General features: G+C 53.7%; 18 protein-coding genes. All 18 read left to right on the top strand.

Annotated elements, in window-relative coordinates; all coding sequences use genetic code 11:
- Positions 1-1,353: a germination protein YpeB gene (gene ypeB / locus G5B47_RS03695; protein ID WP_165094447.1), complete on the top strand. Its 1,353-nt coding sequence runs from the start codon at positions 1-3 to the stop codon at positions 1,351-1,353.
- Positions 1,354-1,541: 188 nt separating this feature from the next.
- The gene (locus G5B47_RS03690) at positions 1,542-2,195 is read left to right on the top strand and encodes a flagellar brake protein (protein WP_206107186.1); all 654 of its coding nucleotides are present in this window, start codon (positions 1,542-1,544) and stop codon (positions 2,193-2,195) included.
- Between the two features lie 278 nt (positions 2,196-2,473).
- Positions 2,474-3,184 carry a (d)CMP kinase gene (gene cmk / locus G5B47_RS03685; RefSeq protein WP_165094445.1) on the top strand — a complete coding sequence of 237 codons (711 nt, stop codon included), beginning with the start codon at positions 2,474-2,476 and terminating at the stop codon, positions 3,182-3,184.
- The gene (locus G5B47_RS03680; protein ID WP_165094443.1) at positions 3,181-3,768 is read left to right on the top strand and encodes a lysophospholipid acyltransferase family protein; all 588 of its coding nucleotides are present in this window, start codon (positions 3,181-3,183) and stop codon (positions 3,766-3,768) included. Before cmk ends, G5B47_RS03680 begins: the two co-directional genes overlap by 4 nt.
- Before the next feature lie 175 nt (positions 3,769-3,943).
- Complete coding sequence (gene rpsA / locus G5B47_RS03675; protein WP_165094441.1) at positions 3,944-5,233, top strand: 30S ribosomal protein S1; 1,290 nt, start codon at positions 3,944-3,946, stop codon at positions 5,231-5,233.
- A gap of 142 nt (positions 5,234-5,375) precedes the next feature.
- Complete coding sequence (der, locus tag G5B47_RS03670; RefSeq protein ID WP_165094439.1) at positions 5,376-6,698, top strand: ribosome biogenesis GTPase Der; 1,323 nt, start codon at positions 5,376-5,378, stop codon at positions 6,696-6,698.
- Between the two features lie 12 nt (positions 6,699-6,710).
- The gene (gene plsY, locus G5B47_RS03665) at positions 6,711-7,328 is read left to right on the top strand and encodes a glycerol-3-phosphate 1-O-acyltransferase PlsY (protein ID WP_165094437.1); all 618 of its coding nucleotides are present in this window, start codon (positions 6,711-6,713) and stop codon (positions 7,326-7,328) included.
- Positions 7,321-8,361 carry an NAD(P)H-dependent glycerol-3-phosphate dehydrogenase gene (locus G5B47_RS03660; protein ID WP_165094434.1) on the top strand — a complete coding sequence of 347 codons (1,041 nt, stop codon included), beginning with the start codon at positions 7,321-7,323 and terminating at the stop codon, positions 8,359-8,361. The genes plsY and G5B47_RS03660 overlap by 8 nt, the downstream gene beginning before the upstream one ends.
- Positions 8,362-8,441: 80 nt before the next feature.
- Complete coding sequence (locus G5B47_RS03655; protein ID WP_165094432.1) at positions 8,442-8,717, top strand: stage VI sporulation protein F; 276 nt, start codon at positions 8,442-8,444, stop codon at positions 8,715-8,717.
- A gap of 108 nt (positions 8,718-8,825) precedes the next feature.
- Positions 8,826-9,005 (top strand): DUF2768 family protein, encoded by a 180-nt coding sequence (locus tag G5B47_RS03650; RefSeq protein WP_025335595.1) that lies wholly within the window; start codon positions 8,826-8,828, stop codon positions 9,003-9,005.
- Between the two features lie 78 nt (positions 9,006-9,083).
- Entirely contained in the window at positions 9,084-9,683 is a 600-nt protein-coding gene (locus G5B47_RS03645) for a hypothetical protein (protein WP_165094430.1), read from the top strand.
- Positions 9,684-9,736: 53 nt separating this feature from the next.
- Positions 9,737-10,105 (top strand): 2Fe-2S iron-sulfur cluster-binding protein, encoded by a 369-nt coding sequence (locus G5B47_RS03640; protein WP_165094428.1) that lies wholly within the window; start codon positions 9,737-9,739, stop codon positions 10,103-10,105.
- A gap of 28 nt (positions 10,106-10,133) precedes the next feature.
- A complete protein-coding gene (locus tag G5B47_RS03635; protein ID WP_328804443.1) occupies positions 10,134-10,883 on the top strand; it encodes a DUF3939 domain-containing protein in 750 nt (249 codons plus the stop codon).
- 456 nt (positions 10,884-11,339) lie between these two features.
- Positions 11,340-12,818 (top strand): stage IV sporulation protein A, encoded by a 1,479-nt coding sequence (spoIVA, locus tag G5B47_RS03630; protein ID WP_025335591.1) that lies wholly within the window; start codon positions 11,340-11,342, stop codon positions 12,816-12,818.
- Between the two features lie 315 nt (positions 12,819-13,133).
- Complete coding sequence (locus tag G5B47_RS03625) at positions 13,134-13,406, top strand: HU family DNA-binding protein (RefSeq protein ID WP_025335590.1); 273 nt, start codon at positions 13,134-13,136, stop codon at positions 13,404-13,406.
- Positions 13,407-13,518: 112 nt separating this feature from the next.
- The gene (mtrB, locus tag G5B47_RS03620) at positions 13,519-13,767 is read left to right on the top strand and encodes a trp RNA-binding attenuation protein MtrB (protein WP_165094426.1); all 249 of its coding nucleotides are present in this window, start codon (positions 13,519-13,521) and stop codon (positions 13,765-13,767) included.
- A gap of 123 nt (positions 13,768-13,890) precedes the next feature.
- Positions 13,891-14,436, top strand: coding sequence for a hypothetical protein (locus tag G5B47_RS03615; protein ID WP_165094424.1), 546 nt, complete (start codon positions 13,891-13,893; stop codon positions 14,434-14,436).
- A 133-nt stretch (positions 14,437-14,569) separates the two neighbouring features.
- Positions 14,570-15,436 (top strand): heptaprenyl diphosphate synthase component 1, encoded by an 867-nt coding sequence (locus G5B47_RS03610; protein ID WP_165094422.1) that lies wholly within the window; start codon positions 14,570-14,572, stop codon positions 15,434-15,436.
- Positions 15,437-15,438 lie beyond the last annotated feature (2 nt).

Here is a 15,438-nt window from a genome sequence, read left to right as displayed (position 1 = left end):
ATGTACAGAAGAATGAGTGCCGTATTGTTCCCGATAACCGCAGTGCTGCTCATTGGAGCGCTTGTGTGGGGTTACCAGGAGAACCAGGAGAAGAACGCGGTCCTGCTGAAAGCGGAGAACCAGTATCAGCGTGCCTTCCATGACCTGTCTTATCATATGGAGCGGCTGCATGGCGAACTCGGCAATGCGCTTGCCGTAAGCTCCACCTCCGACGGAATGCACCGTAAAAGTCTTACAAATGTGTGGCGTCTGACGAGCGAGGCCCAGAATGAAATCAACCAGCTCCCCTTGACGCTGCTGCCGTTCAGCAAGACCGAAGAGTTCCTCTCCAAAATATCGAACTTCTCCTACAAGGCAGCGGTGCGGGATTTCAAGACCAAGCCTTTGAGCGAAGGCGAAATGAACAACATGAAGGCCCTGTATAAAAATTCGGGGGAAATCTCGAAGGATCTTCAGGAGGTTCAGCACAAGGTAATCACGAACCGTCTCCGCTGGATGGATGTCGAGACGGCGCTGGCTTCGGAGAAAAAGGCCGAGGACAACACCATTATCGACGGCTTCAAGACCGTGGACAAACGGGTAAGCGCCTATCCGGAGCTCGATTGGGGTCCTTCCGTTGCCAGCGTGTATGATAAGCGTTCCGTCCGCAAGCTGAGCGGTCCCCCGGTTTCGGTGGATGATATCCGCCGCAAGGCGCTGAAATACGCGGATGTCGGCAGCGGAGCGAAGGTGCATGTTACCGAGAACGGAAAAGGGACGGAATGGGCTTCGTATACGGCGACGGTCATCGGGACGAAAGAAACGGTCAGCATGGATTTCACCACAAAAGGCGGGCTGCTGATTTCTTTTAATAATAACCGCGAGGTCGGAAAGGCGAAGGTATCTATGGATGAGGCTGAAAGCAAGGCCCGCCAATTTCTGGAGCGAAAGGGTTATTCGAACATGGTGCCGGTCAGCGCCGACCGGTTCGACAACCTGGCGAACTTCACTTTTGTAACTGAGCAGGACGGCGTGCTGATCTATCCGGAAAAAATAACGGTCCGCTCCGGACTCGATACCGGCGACGTTACCGGATTTCAGTCCAGCGACTACGTGGTCGAGCACCAGACGAACCGCAAAATTCCGAAGCCGGGAATCAGTGTTGACGAAGCGCGCAAAAAGCTGAACCCCGAGTTCCGTGAATTGTACCACCGTCTTGCCTGGATCGAGAATGATGACGGGGAAGAGGTGCTCACTCACGAGTTCGGGGGCCGGATCAACGGATCGCAGTACCGCATCTACGAAAACGCGAATACCGGCATCGAAGAATTGGTGGAGGAGATCCGGACCGCTTCGGGCGCGCAGAAACAGTGATTTTCTGGAACTTCAGCAAGGCTGTCCGTATCCGGGCGGCCTTGCTTTTTTGCGGCGGAATTCGGCAAGAGATAACATTTCGTAGAGAATTCGGCAATATTTTCTCGCTTGGGTGTCGAAAAGGTGTCGAATCGCATGGTATAATCGCCATTATAGAAGATCTTACTAATATAACGGCGGTGACAGGCTTGTATCCCAAAATCAACGACCACCTGTTCATAAAAGCAGCATCCGGCGACGCCGCCGATTCCGAGACCGAATACCGGTCCAGAATTACGGAATGGGAAGATGAATCATTTCTGATCGAAATTCCGATGCAGGAAGGCACCGGACGGCTCAAGAGACTTCATATCGGAGACGAGCTGTCGGTCTACTTCATGAGCGAGGGCGGAATCAAGAACTATTTTTACACGCATGTGCTTGGATTCAAAGAGGATGTCATCCGCATGGTACGCATTCGCAAGCCTGCCGAAAATGAAATTATGAAAATGCAAAGACGAAGCTTCCTGCGTGTCAGCGCAGAGCTTGAGCTTGCGGCCAAAACGATTGGAGGAAGCCGTTTTCTGGTCCACACCGAGGATGTCGGCGGCGGCGGAGCATCGTTCTGGACGGACCTGAACGTACCGCTGGAACTCGGGGACCGGCTGCAGTGCTGGCTTCTTGTCCCATACCGCAACGGGTCAAGCGACCATGCATCCTTTGAAGCCGAGGTTGTGAGAATGAAGGAACTTGAGAACGGACGGAGTCTGGCGATGCTCAAATTCGTGAACATCCAGGACGGCGAACGTCAAAAGATCATCCGTTTCTGCTTCGAGCGGCAGTTTGATTTCCGTAACCGCTAAAAAGGGGCTCCCGATATTTTTTGCGCGATATTGCCCCAAAGAGTTTCTGAATTCTCCCAAATTCGCGGTTTATCCCCGCTTTGAAGCCTGTATTTTGAGTCTATGCGATTTTGCACTACTGCATAAACTGTGGTATAATTTTATAAGTCGCAGGCAATGCCTGCTTTTTTCTTGAAGATATCAGAAGGTGTGGATTTGGCAATCCGGACCCTTTGGTATGTTGAGAAGAAACACCTGTCAAGCTCTGTCTTGGCTTTATTTTGAGGAGGGTTGCCCCTTTGGTTAGGCAGGGGACACATACTTTGGACAAAATCAACGTCGCCATCGACGGACCTGCCGGGGCAGGCAAGAGTACGGTAGCCCGAAAGGTAGCACAGAAGCTTTCTTACATTTATGTCGATACGGGAGCGATGTACCGGGCGGTTACCTGGTATTTGATCCGTAAAGGCATTAAGCCGGAAGATCACGAAGACGTGCTTCAAACAGTGCGAAATATGGTGATTGAATTAATACCCGGACAAGAAGTGCAGAAAGTGCTGATCAACGGGGAAGACGCTACTCCTCATATCCGCACCCTCCAGGTCAGCGGCATGGTATCGCAGTACGCGAGAATCGAGTCCGTACGAACCCGATTAAGCCAATTGCAGCGCGAAATGGCGCTTGTCAAAGGGGTCGTAATGGATGGGCGCGATATCGGCACGACCGTGCTGCCGGACGCCGAAGTGAAGATTTTCATGACGGCAAGCGTGGAGGAACGGGCGCTCCGCCGCTACAAAGAGCTGAAGGATAAGGAGCAGGTGAGTCTGGAGCAGCTTGAGAACGATATTGCACAGCGCGATTATCTCGATCAGAATCGGGAAATTTCGCCGCTGCGACGTGCGGAGGACAGCCTTCTGCTCGATACGACGTCGATGGATATCGATCAGGTTGTGGAGACGATCGTGTCCCACTGCAGATCTTATGCTCGCGGGGAGAGAAACCATTTATGATTTATGTGATTTGCCGAGGATTGCTTCGCATGATTTATGCCGTGTTGTTCCCGCTGAAAGTGGTCGGAGTTGACAATATTCCGAGCGAGGGCGGGGTGCTGCTGTGCGGCAACCACACGAGCAACCTGGATCCCGTAACCATGGGCATCAAGGTTAAGCGTAAAGTGAACTATATGGCCAAGGCGGAACTGTTCAAGGCTCCGGTTCTCGGCCCGCTGGTCAGACAGCTTGGCGCTTTTCCGGTTAAACGCGGCGGCGTAAGCAAAGAATCCATTAAAACGGCGCTTAATTTGCTCCGAAACGGGCAAGTAATGGGGATTTTCCCGGAAGGTACGCGGAACAGCGACAGTGGAATTGCCAAAAAGGGAGCGGCAACCTTTGCCCTCCGCAGCGGCGCGGCTGTTGTTCCGGCGGCGATAATCGGCCACTACAAGCCATTTCGCCGGATGGTCGTCGTTTACGGCGCTCCGATCAATCTGAGCGAATATGCCGCAAGCGGCAGCGATTCGGCTGAAGCGGTTACCGAGCTGATCATGTCCCGGATTCGGGAGATGCTTGAGACCGGCAAGCCGAGCAGTAACTGATGCGATTTACGAAGAAGCTAAATATTCCTCCGCCGGAAAGTGGCATAGCCGTTATTTTTTGGCACATAATAGGGATTAGCAATTAAAGCGGGGCTTTCTTTAAAGAGGTATGTTTTGAACCCTGCTCTAGTGCGGGTTTAAATAAATGGGGTTTTGAATCGAGGAGGGTAATCACATGTCTGAAGAAATAAGAAATCAGGAAGCTGCGGAGACTGTGGAAAACAATGAATCCGTAGAAGCGGTAGATTCCGCTGCGAACAATCAAGAGGAAGTGGCAAGCCAGGATGAGCTGGAGCAACTCATTTCCTTGAAAAAGGGCGACACCGTGAAAGGAACGATCGTCAAAATCGAAGATAACCAGGCTTATGTCAGCATTGGATATAAATATGACGGTGTCATTCCGATTCGCGAATTGTCCTCTGTTCAGCTCGACAATGCCGCTTCGGCAGTCGAAGTAGGACAAGAAGTGGAATGCAAGGTTGTCAGCATCAACGACAACAAGGAAAGTCTTATTCTTTCCAAACGCGCTGTGGACAGCGAGAAATCCTGGGATGATCTGGAGAAGTATTACAATTCCCAGGAAGCCTTCGAAGTTACCGTCGCCGACGTTGTCAAAGGCGGTCTGGTTGCAGACGTGGGCGCACGCGGATTTATTCCGGCTTCCATGGTTGAGCGTCATTTCGTTGAAGATTTCAGCGATTACAAAGGACGCACACTGCGCGTCAAAGTGAAAGAGCTTGACCGTGAGAACGGTAAAGTTATTCTTTCCGCCAAAGAAGTGCTCGAAGAAGAATTCGAAGCCAACAAGCAAAGAATTATGTCCGAGCTTTCCGAAGGCCAAATTATCGAAGGTACGGTTCAGCGTCTGACTCAATTCGGCGCGTTCGTCGATGTAGGCGGCGTTGACGGTCTGGTACACGTGTCCGAAATCGCTTGGACCCATGTCGACAAGCCTGCCGATGTTATCTCCGAAGGCGATAAGGTACGTGTGAAGGTACTGAAAGTCGATCCGGAAAAAGGCAAGATCAGCCTGAGCATCAAAGCGGCACTGCCTGGTCCTTGGGATACGGCTTCCGACAAAATCCATATCGGCGATGTGGTAACTGGCGAAGTTAAACGCCTTGTCAACTTTGGCGCGTTCGTTGAGCTGTTCCCGGGCGTTGAAGGTCTCGTGCACATCTCCCAAATTTCCCATAAGCACATCGGCACGCCGCATGAAGTGCTTAAGGAAGGGCAAGAAGTTCAAGTCAAGGTTCTGGATTTCAATCCGTCGGAGAAACGCGTTTCCCTGAGCATCAAGGAAACGGAAGAAGCTCCAGCGCCTAGCGCCAAGCCGGAAAGAAACAGAGATCGGGCGCCTAAAGAAGTGCTTGACAACCCTAACGTTTCGCTTAGCAACCAAGGACTCAGCTTCACGCTGGCCGAACGTTTCGGCGACAAACTGGACAAATTCAAGGAGAAATAATTCCTCTTTTTGTCTGACATAACGGGTATACTTATCGGCGAACCCTTTAGTTAAGGGTTCGCCGATTGTGTTTTCGGGCGTTAGCCAAAGGTAAGCTTTTTTGCTATGATGGGAAACGTAAGACAGACAGGAGGAATGAAACATGGCAAGACCCGTTGTGGCCATCGTAGGGAGGCCCAATGTCGGGAAATCGACGATCTTCAACCGGCTGATCGGTGATCGGCTGGCTATAGTCGAGGATAAACCCGGAATCACCCGGGACCGGATATACGGCGTAGCCGAGTGGAACGGCAAGGCGTTCAGCGTAATCGATACGGGCGGTATTGAAATCGATGGCGAGGACATGATCCTAAAGTCCATCCGCGTACAGGCGGAGCTGGCGATCGAGGAAGCGGACCTTATTGTATTCATGTGCGAAGCGAAGAGCGGACTCACGAATGCGGACGAAGAAGTCGCCCAGCTGCTGTTCCGGTCGGGCAAGCCGGTGATTCTGGCCATCAATAAAGTGGACAATATGAAGCGGGCCGAGGACATCTATGAATTCTACAGCCTCGGATTCGGCGACCCGATCGGTATTTCCGGCAGTCACGGCACCGGAATCGGCGATCTGCTGGATGCGGTTACGGAGCGGCTGCCGGAGCCCAAGGAAGAAGAGTATGACGAGGATGTCATCCGCGTTGCGCTGATCGGACGCCCGAATGTGGGGAAATCGTCGCTGGTCAACGCCATCCTCGGCGAGGAGCGCGTTATTGTCAGCAATGTGGCGGGCACGACCCGCGACGCGATCGATACACCGTTCGAACAGGATGGACAGCGTTATGTTCTGATTGATACCGCAGGTATGCGCAAGCGCGGCAAGGTGTATGAAACGACCGAGAAATACAGCGTGATGCGCGCCATGCGGGCAATTGAACGGGCGGATGTCGTACTGGTCGTCATTAACGGCGAGGAAGGCATTATCGACCAGGATAAGCATATCGCGGGTTATGCCCACGATGCCGGCAAGGCCTCGATATTCGTGGTTAACAAATGGGATGCCGTCGAGAAAGACGACAAGACAATGCAGCATTTTGAGAACAAGATCCGTGACCATTTTCTGTTCATGACCTATGCGCCGGTCGTCTTCCTGTCCGCGCTCACGAAGCAGCGCCTGCAGAAGCTGCTGCCTGTCGTGCAGCATGTCGCGCAGCAGCACTCTCTCCGCATCGCCACGCATCTGCTCAATGATGTCGTGTCTGATGCCGTTGCGATCAACCCGCCGCCGACAGATAAGGGACGCCGTCTTCGCATCAATTATGTGACTCAGGTGGCCGTGAAGCCGCCGACGATTGTTGTATTCGTTAATGATCCGTCACTGATGCACTTCTCCTACGAGCGTTATCTGGAGAACAAAATTCGCGGTGCGTTCGATTTTCAGGGCACGCCGATCCGAATATTTACTAGGCGTAAATCCGACGATGAATAGGGGAGAAGAAGCGTGGCGTTAGAGATTGTGGTTATTGTAATCAGCTATTTGCTCGGCTCCATCAGCTTTAGTGTGCTGTTGGCGAGACTGCTTAAGGGAATCGATATCAGGCAGTACGGTAGCGGAAATGCCGGGGCAACCAACACGCTGCGGGTGCTTGGCACAGGCCCCGCCATACTGGTGCTTGTTCTCGATGTGCTCAAAGGCATTGTTGCTGTTTGGCTTGGGGTATGGGCAGCCGGCTGGGGCAGCGGGGTCGCGGCCGCATGCGGCATCGCGGCCATTATCGGGCATAACTGGCCGCTTTACTTTCATTTCAAAGGCGGCAAAGGGATTGCGACGACGATCGGCGTCATGGCGACGCTGGCCTTTTTTCCAGCACTCTATGCCGGAATTTTCGCCATTCTGTCCATCGTTATTACCCGTTACGTGTCGCTCGGGTCTCTTCTGTTCGTTGCACTGACTCCGGTGTTCCTGCTGATCACCGGGTTTACATATCCGGTGCTGTGGACGAGCCTCGTCATCGCCGTCTTTGCATTCTGGCGGCACCGGACGAATATAATTAAAATCGCGCAGCGGCGCGAGAATAAAATCGGCTCCAAACCCAAAGGAGGGAAACGCGTTGTCTGACAAAGTCGCCGTACTGGTCGCGGGCAGTTGGGGAACGGCGCTGGCAAGCGTTCTGGCAGCGAACCATCCGGAGATATATTTGTGGACGCGAAATCAAGCTCAGGCCGACGAAATCAATACGGCCCACACGAACGAGCATTATTTGCCCGGCGTCGTTCTGCCTAAAGGCATTATCGCCACGACCAATATGGAAGAAGCGGTTAGGGACGCGAAGGCGGTCGTAATTGTGGCTCCTTCTTCGGCCATGCGCCAGGTGACCCGCAGTCTGAAGGCTTATTGGAAGGAAGATATGCTGTGTGTTCATGCGACCAAAGGATTCGAGACGGAGACGATGAAACGGATGTCCACGGTGATCGCCGAGGAGCTTGGCTGCGAGGAGGGTCGCATTGTCGTCTTATCCGGTCCGAGCCATGCGGAGGAGGTCGTCCGCCATTGCCCGACGACAGTCGTCGTAGCATCTCTGGATGAGAACGCCGCGAAACAGGCACAGGATCTGTTCATGAACAACGATTTCCGGGTCTACACGAACCGGGATATGGTTGGGGTTGAACTGGCGGGAGCACTCAAGAACATCATTGCGCTTGGCGCGGGAATGTCTGACGGAATCGGTTACGGCGATAACGCGAAGGCTGCGCTGATAACCCGGGGGATCGCGGAAATCTCCCGTGTGGGCGTTGAGCTCGGGGCGAATCCCCTGACCTTCGCCGGTCTGGCGGGAATTGGCGACCTTGTTGTAACCGCGACAAGCAAGCACAGCCGGAATTGGCGGGCCGGTTCCATGCTCGGGCAGGGCAAACCGCTGGATGAGGTTCTGGAGTCGATGGGCATGGTGGTGGAAGGAATCCGCACGACCCAGGCGGCTTATGCCATCTCGGCCAAACTGGGTGTGCAAATGCCGATTACGGATCAAATTTATCATGTGCTGTTCCTGGGACGGAGTCCGCGGGAAGCGGTCGAGGCACTTATGGGACGCGATCCGAAGGCCGAACTGGAGTCCATTTCCCAGGAAACCTGGGAGCAGTGGCATACCTAAAGCGAACTTGGGATACGCCCAACACCTTTCGCCTGTTAGCCTCATATGCTGTATGGGGACTGACGGAGGAGGGATAAGAAATGAATCGAAATTTTCCCAAGAACGCATTAAACGCCATCAATAAAAAGACGGGCAAAAATATCACAGAAGGCGCTGTGAAAAAACTGGCCAGTACGGTCAAACCGGGAACGCTGCAAAGTGAAGCCCAGCTCCGCCAATTGATCAAGCAGGTGTCCGCGATGGCCAAAGTGCCTGTGAGCGAAGACACGATCAAAGATATTATCGGTGCGGTGAAAAAGACCGGAACGAATCCGAGCAGCCTGGAAAGCTTAGTGAAGATGATGATGAAAAAATAAGAGTACCCATGATAAGAGAGCGGAAGGACCGAGCGGTTCCGATGCTCTTTTTTTTCGTCCGTGTTATAATGAATATACTTACAATTCCAGCTGAATGGAGGCGTATGTATGGACCCGATGTCGAAAATGTGGCTGTCTCTCATTGCCATTTTGATTATGGGGTTGTCCGTATTTCTTATTACGTTTGCCCGCAGCAGGACGAAGGGCCTCTTGCGCGGCGTGTTGTCTGTCATCGCCTTTGTGATTATGCTGCTTGGGCTGCTTGGCGGCGCGGCCTCAATTATGTAAGCCATTACATATTTCGGATTGAATCGGTTCACGATTTTTGATGGAATGGGGCGTAGGGATATGCTGGACGGAAATACAATGCCACTCGAATTGCGTCAGGCTCTTGTACAGGCGTTAGGCGCATTAAACGCTGCGGGAGAGGGAAGCCCGCCGTTATGGCTGCTGGGAGGGAGCTGCGGATTGCTGCTGCACCATGTGCCGCTGGCCGCGCCTCCCCGGGATATTGATGTGTATGCGGATCTGGATGCGGCAAGCAGGCTTCACACGGCTTTAAGACGTTATGCCTGCGGAGAGCCTGCGGAGGACTGGAGCCGCGGCTGTTACTCGCTGATCGGCCATTACCGGCTGGATAATTATCATCTGGAGCTCGTATGCGGGTTCGAGGTGTGTAGCGGTCCGTCGAAGTATGTTGTGGAGGCGGAGGTTTTGCGGGGAAACGCGCCTTTGGTGGATTACCCCGGTATTGGAAAGCTATGCCTGATGCCGCTGGCTCATGAATTTGTATTCAACGTGCTTCGCGGACGAAGAGACCGGTTTGAGGCGATCGCCGCTGTCATGAGACAAAATTTGCCGGCCCATCTGCCTCTGCTTCAAAAACTGATCCGCCGCAATTCGTTGGAGCATTCCCATATCGGGCTGCTTGGCGAACTGTTAGGCTTAACTGCGCTTTGTTCATAATAGCCATTCTAAAATGAACCAAACAGTAAACAGTAGGAGGAAATAGGGCATTCATGAAACCGCAAAAAAGATATAAGGTCACCTTTTTGCCTGAAGGAAAGCAGACCGAGGCCGCAAAAGGACTTTCGCTGCTGGAAGCGGCGCGGAGGGCGGGCGTCAAGATTGCAACCCGGTGCGGCGGCAAAGCCGGATGCCTCATGTGCAAGGTCCAGGTTGACGCGCAGGAAGCCGGAGCGGTGAAACCGCCCGGAGATGCCGAGCGCCGGAAGCTGGGCAGCCAACTGGACGAAGGCGTACGGCTGGCCTGTCAGGCCGAGGTCTGGGGCGACGTCCGGGTTATCGTTCCGGAGGACCCGCTTAAAGCCGCTGTTCGCCGCAGGCTGGAAGAAGCCCGCCGGGAACGGGAGGATGAACTGTGGTGAGAATACGAGAGGAAGGATGCATGGCTAGGTGAGATTCATTCGGGGAGGCATTCCAACGTCATTGCGCGCCGGGTTGCTGGGTACGCTGATCCTTGCTCTATTGCTGCCCGGTTGTATGTATCCCGGCAAGGAGAACGGCGGTTCAGCCGTCAGCTACCGGGAAAGCGTCAAACGGATTCAGACCGCTGTCGACCACTATTACCGGGACGAAGGCTTGCTTCCGATTATGAATGCCGACGAGACGACGCCAAGATTTGAGAAATTCCGGATTGATCTGGACAAGCTGAACCAAAAGGGCTATCTGGACAGCATTCCGGCGACGGCCTTCGAAAAAGGCGGAACCGCATGCTTTTTGCTGCTGGATGAGGAGAAGAATCCGACGGTCAAAGTCATGGATCTCGTCACCGTCCAAACGGTGAATGATGTCCAGCGGAAGGTGAATCTATACCGTTCGTCCCACGGCGGTCAGCTGCCTGCTGCAGAAGAGGTATATCCCGGACTGTATTCGGTTGACGGGAAAAAGGCCGGAACGGAAAAACTGAAGCTGACAAGCGTGTATTCCGGTGAGGAGATGGGTTACATCATGGACCGGGCCGGCAGCGTTTATGCGGATTATGTGCTAGATATTATGACTGCGGTGGACAAAGGGTCGGCACATCCCGCTCCGGATGAGGATCTGCGATCGTATCTGCTGGATAATTCCTGGTTTGTTCCCGTCAAGTCGCTCCCGTACTACTGGGCGGGAGGTCAGCCCGTTCCGCGTCCTTCTTCCAATTAAATTAAAGAGGTGGACTAACCAAATAAAAGTATTTTGCGCAAAAGGCGGTTTTCCAGGAGGGAGCCGTTTTTTCGCGTTGTCTCTAAAGCCTTGTCTCCATTCCTTTCCTTGAAGAGTTCTACTCCGGGCGGCATCCTCATATACATGACTAGAAAGCTTCCGGGCGCCGGAAACGACTGCCGCGTAATTGCTATTAAGGAGGAACAACCTTCAAATTGCGTGAAAGCAGGTCATAAATCCGCAATGGGTACATATGATGATACTAGTCCAAATGCATGTCCGAGCGTTCTTGAGTTTACCGCGGGGCAAAAGCTTACGGATCTTACGGACCAAGCTTCAGCCGGGCAGTGCGAAGTCCGGTTCATGGTTCTTTCAGGCGATGGACACCGGCGGCAAGCGCGAAGTCGATGCTCTTCAGGCATTTTTCTTCGGAAGTATATGAGGAGGGGATCTCTTTTGGAAAAAGTGGATATTTTCAAGGACATTGCCGAACGTACCGGCGGAGACATCTATCTGGGAGTCGTCGGCGCGGTCCGGACGGGGAAATCGACCTTTATTAAGCGCTTCATGGAAACGATCGTACTGCCCAACATCACGAGCGAGGCGGACCGCGTGCGTGCCGTGGATGAGCTGCCGCAGAGCGCAGCGGGCAAGACGATTATGACAACCGAACCAAAGTTCGTTCCGAATAATGCGGTTCAGATCAAAGTCGCCGAGGGACTGGAGGTCAATGTCAGGCTTGTGGATTGCGTCGGCTATGCGGTCGATGGTGCCAAGGGCTATGAGGATGAGAACGGTCCGCGGATGATCTCCACGCCGTGGTTTGAAGAGCCGATTCCCTTCCAGGAAGCTGCGGAGATCGGCACACGCAAAGTGATTCAGGAGCATTCGACGCTGGGCGTCGTCGTCACGACTGATGGCAGCGTGGCGGAGATTCCGCGCAGTTCCTATGTGGATTCGGAAGAACGCGTCGTGGCGGAGCTGAAGGAGGTCGGCAAACCGTTCGTGCTCGTCATCAACTCGACCCGGCCGAGAAGCGACGAGACCCAGCAGCTCCGCTCCGAGCTTGCCGCCAAATACGATATCCCGGTTATGACGCTTAGCGCGGCCACCATGACGGAAGAAGACGTGACCGGCGTGCTGCGTGAAGTATTGTATGAATTCCCCGTGCATGAAGTGAACGTCAATCTGCCGAGCTGGGTGATGGTGCTTCCCGAAAATCACTGGCTCCGCAGCAATTACGAGAATTCGGTGCGTGATACGGTCAAGGATATCCGCCGGCTGCGCGACGTCGACCGGCTCGTTAGCCAGTTTGCGGAATATGATTTTATCGATAAAGCCGGGCTGAGCGGCATGAACATGGGGCAGGGTGTAGCGGAAATTGACCTGTACGCTCCCGAAGAACTGTACGATCAGGTCCTGATGGAGGTGGTCGGCGTCGAAATCCGCGGCAAGGACCATCTGCTGCAGCTGATGCAGGAGTTCTCCCATGCCAAGCGGGAATACGACAGGTTCTCGGAAGCGCTTGAGATGGTCAAGACGACCGGCTACGGTATTGCGGCGCCTTCTCTGGCAGAAATGGCGCTTGACGAGCCGGAGTTGATCCGCCAGGGTACCCGCTTCGGAGTTCGGCTGAAGGCAACGGCGCCGTCCATCCATATGATCCGCGTCGATGTCGAATCGGAGTTCTCGCCGATTATCGGTACGGAGAAGCAGAGCGAAGAGCTGGTCCGCTACCTAATGCAGGATTTCGAGAACGATCCGATCAAAATTTGGGAGTCGGATATTTTCGGCCGGTCGCTGCACAGCATCGTCCGCGAAGGCATACAGGGCAAAATCGCCATGATGCCGGACAACGCCCGTTACAAGCTGCAGGAAACGCTGGGCCGCATCATTAACGAAGGCTCAGGCGGCCTGATCGCGATTATTCTGTAAGGCGCTTCAAGCGAGCGGAACAACAAAGGAATAGAAAGAGCGGGACCACGGCGTCCCGCTCTTTTTTTTGGGCAGTTCAAGGGCGAGACCTCATCTTTTGGGGCTGTGGGATAAGGATTGAAGCCGCAGGAAATCATTTCAGCTTGTTTTTTTAGGAACGCCTTGAAATTATGGATGGCCTGTATTACTATAAATTTGTTGCGCATCCGGGGAAGGATGCTGTAATGTTTCACTTTACGAAATAATCACGTATATTTTACGTTGAAACGGAAACAGTGAACAATAAGGGAGAATTAGCCAGGGAGGTGAGAAGAAATGAATAAATCTGATTTGATTAATCAAGTGACGGAAGCAACTGAACTTCCCAAGAAGGATGTTACCAAAGCGGTAGACGCCGTTTTTGAGGCGATTACAGCAGCATTGCAGGATGGGGACAAAGTACAGCTGGTCGGATTTGGAAACTTCGAAGTCCGCGAGCGTTCCGCACGTAAAGGTCGCAATCCGCAAACCGGTGAAGAAATCGAAATTCCTTCCAGCAAAGTTCCGGCATTCAAACCGGGCAAAGCGCTTAAAGACGGAATTAAATAAGATTTCTACATATCCGTACTATAATCTTGATTTGAAGCATCATGCCGCCCTTCCAGGCGGCATTTGTTTTTAAGAGCGGGAAGCGGCAGGTTAGGAAGAGAGGAGATTAGCGATGAGCGACAGCAAGAATGCGGCCGGTCTGGATTCGCCGGCAAGCGATTATATCGTGATCAAGGCCAAAGAGAACGGCGTTCAGGTGATCGGACTGACGAGAGGCCTGGATACCCGGTTTCATCATACCGAAAAGCTCGACAAAGGCGAGGTGCTGATTGCCCAGTTTACCGATCATACCTCAGCGATGAAAATCCGCGGCAAGGCGGAGATAATGACCAAGCACGGACAATTGGAAAGCGGGATCTGAACCAGCAGCAGGCATAGCCTGCTTTTTTTTGACATATAAGAAGGTATAGAGTGCAGTAGCTCAGTGCTGTCCTGCTTCTGTTGTGCACGGACATATCAGCAAGGCGTAAAGGAGGATGAAGAGATGAACCGTACCTGGTGGATCGGGGCGGCGATGCTGCTTACGGCGGCGTCTGCTGTCCTGCTTCCGAAGCTGGAGAGCCTTCATTCTTCCGAGCTGCGCGCCCACGGAACGGTGGAAACCTTATCGCCCGGATCAAGCGGCGTCGTACTGAGCAACCGGAATCTAGTCGATGCGGTGGGCAGCCTGACATTATCCCTGCCGATCGGCAGCGTGGATTGGGAGGACGGCGTGCTGTCGCTGGATTTGAAGGTGACGGACAGCAGTCTCCAGCCGAAGGAAGTGTACGCCGCTATGGCCAAGACATTTGATTTTGCATTCCGGAATACGGAAAATGTCGACCAGGTGATGCTGAGAGTCATCGCGGAGGACAAATGGCTGGGCACGGCCCGCCTGCTGCTGGCTGCGGACGCCAGACGCCGTGAACTGTCTCCCGAGCTGCTGGGAGAACTTGAGATGACGGATAATGTTCCGCTCCCGGAACCGCTCAAGGCGGCTTTTCGGATTAGCGAATCCAACCTGTGGAAAAATCAGTTCATTGGTCCCTGATCCGGGTAAAAAGGTACTAAGAGGCTTGAAGCAGCGCGGGTACAGGGCCGTGCGCCACCCCAAAACATGTGCTATAATAGACAAGATTGTGAACAAACGATCGGTCATACTTTATATTGGCTCGGAGGCTCGAATGAAACCGTACCGCATACCGCAACTGGCTAAATCTTATACGGACTACGACATGATTCAGCGGCATACGGAACTGCCGCCATTTCCGGATGCCCGGGGATCGTTGTTATATATATTTCTGAACCATGGCGCGGCCCGGCAGCCCGGCGCAGAGCTGTATACGCTCGTTACCGGTCTTGTGCAGCTGGGATTGGACACCCATGAGTCGATTGACCTTCCGGCGGGAGCTCCGGGAGAGGATTCCATGCGCCCGCGGCAGCTCAGAGTGCTGGCCGGAGATTATTTCAGCAGCTGGTTCTACCACCTTTTGGCCAAGAGCGGCGAAATCGGGGTCATCGGGACTTTAAGCTCGGCGATCGCCGACTTTAATGTGCTTAAAGCCCGGCTGTACAGCAAGGCCAAAGAGCTGAGGCTGACGGCTGAAGGCTACCTGCAGGATGTGGTGCAGCTGAACATGCGGCTGTTCCGCGCATTTACGCCTTTGATCGACCATCGGCTGACGGACGCGTGGGAGAAACTGCTGTACGAATTCAGCCGCTTCGAGACGGTTGCGCTGGAACTGAAGCGGGGAGCAGCACCCGCCGAGGCGCTGGACGGTTACTGCTATTGGCATCTGCTGGAGGCGGGTAGCGAAGACGAGAGAAGGCAGCTTCGTGAACGGAAGCTTGAGCCCCCGGACTGGAAGAAGCTGAAGATGAAGTATAAATGCGATTCACTGCTGACGGACAAGCTTCATCAGGCGGCGGAATCCATTCAGGGAATCATTCAGGAGCTCAGGGACGAAAGCCTGATCCGCGAGCTGCGGGCGGCGCTCGACCGCTTCCTTCTGCAGGCGAAAATTACGGGACAAGCAGCAGGGGAGGCATAGGA

The organism is Paenibacillus apii (genome assembly GCF_011043685.1).
Lineage (GTDB): Bacteria > Bacillota > Bacilli > Paenibacillales > Paenibacillaceae > Paenibacillus_AQ > Paenibacillus_AQ sabinae.
Note: the sequence above shows the minus strand (reverse complement) of the source record. Positions and strands in the feature narration are given on the sequence as shown.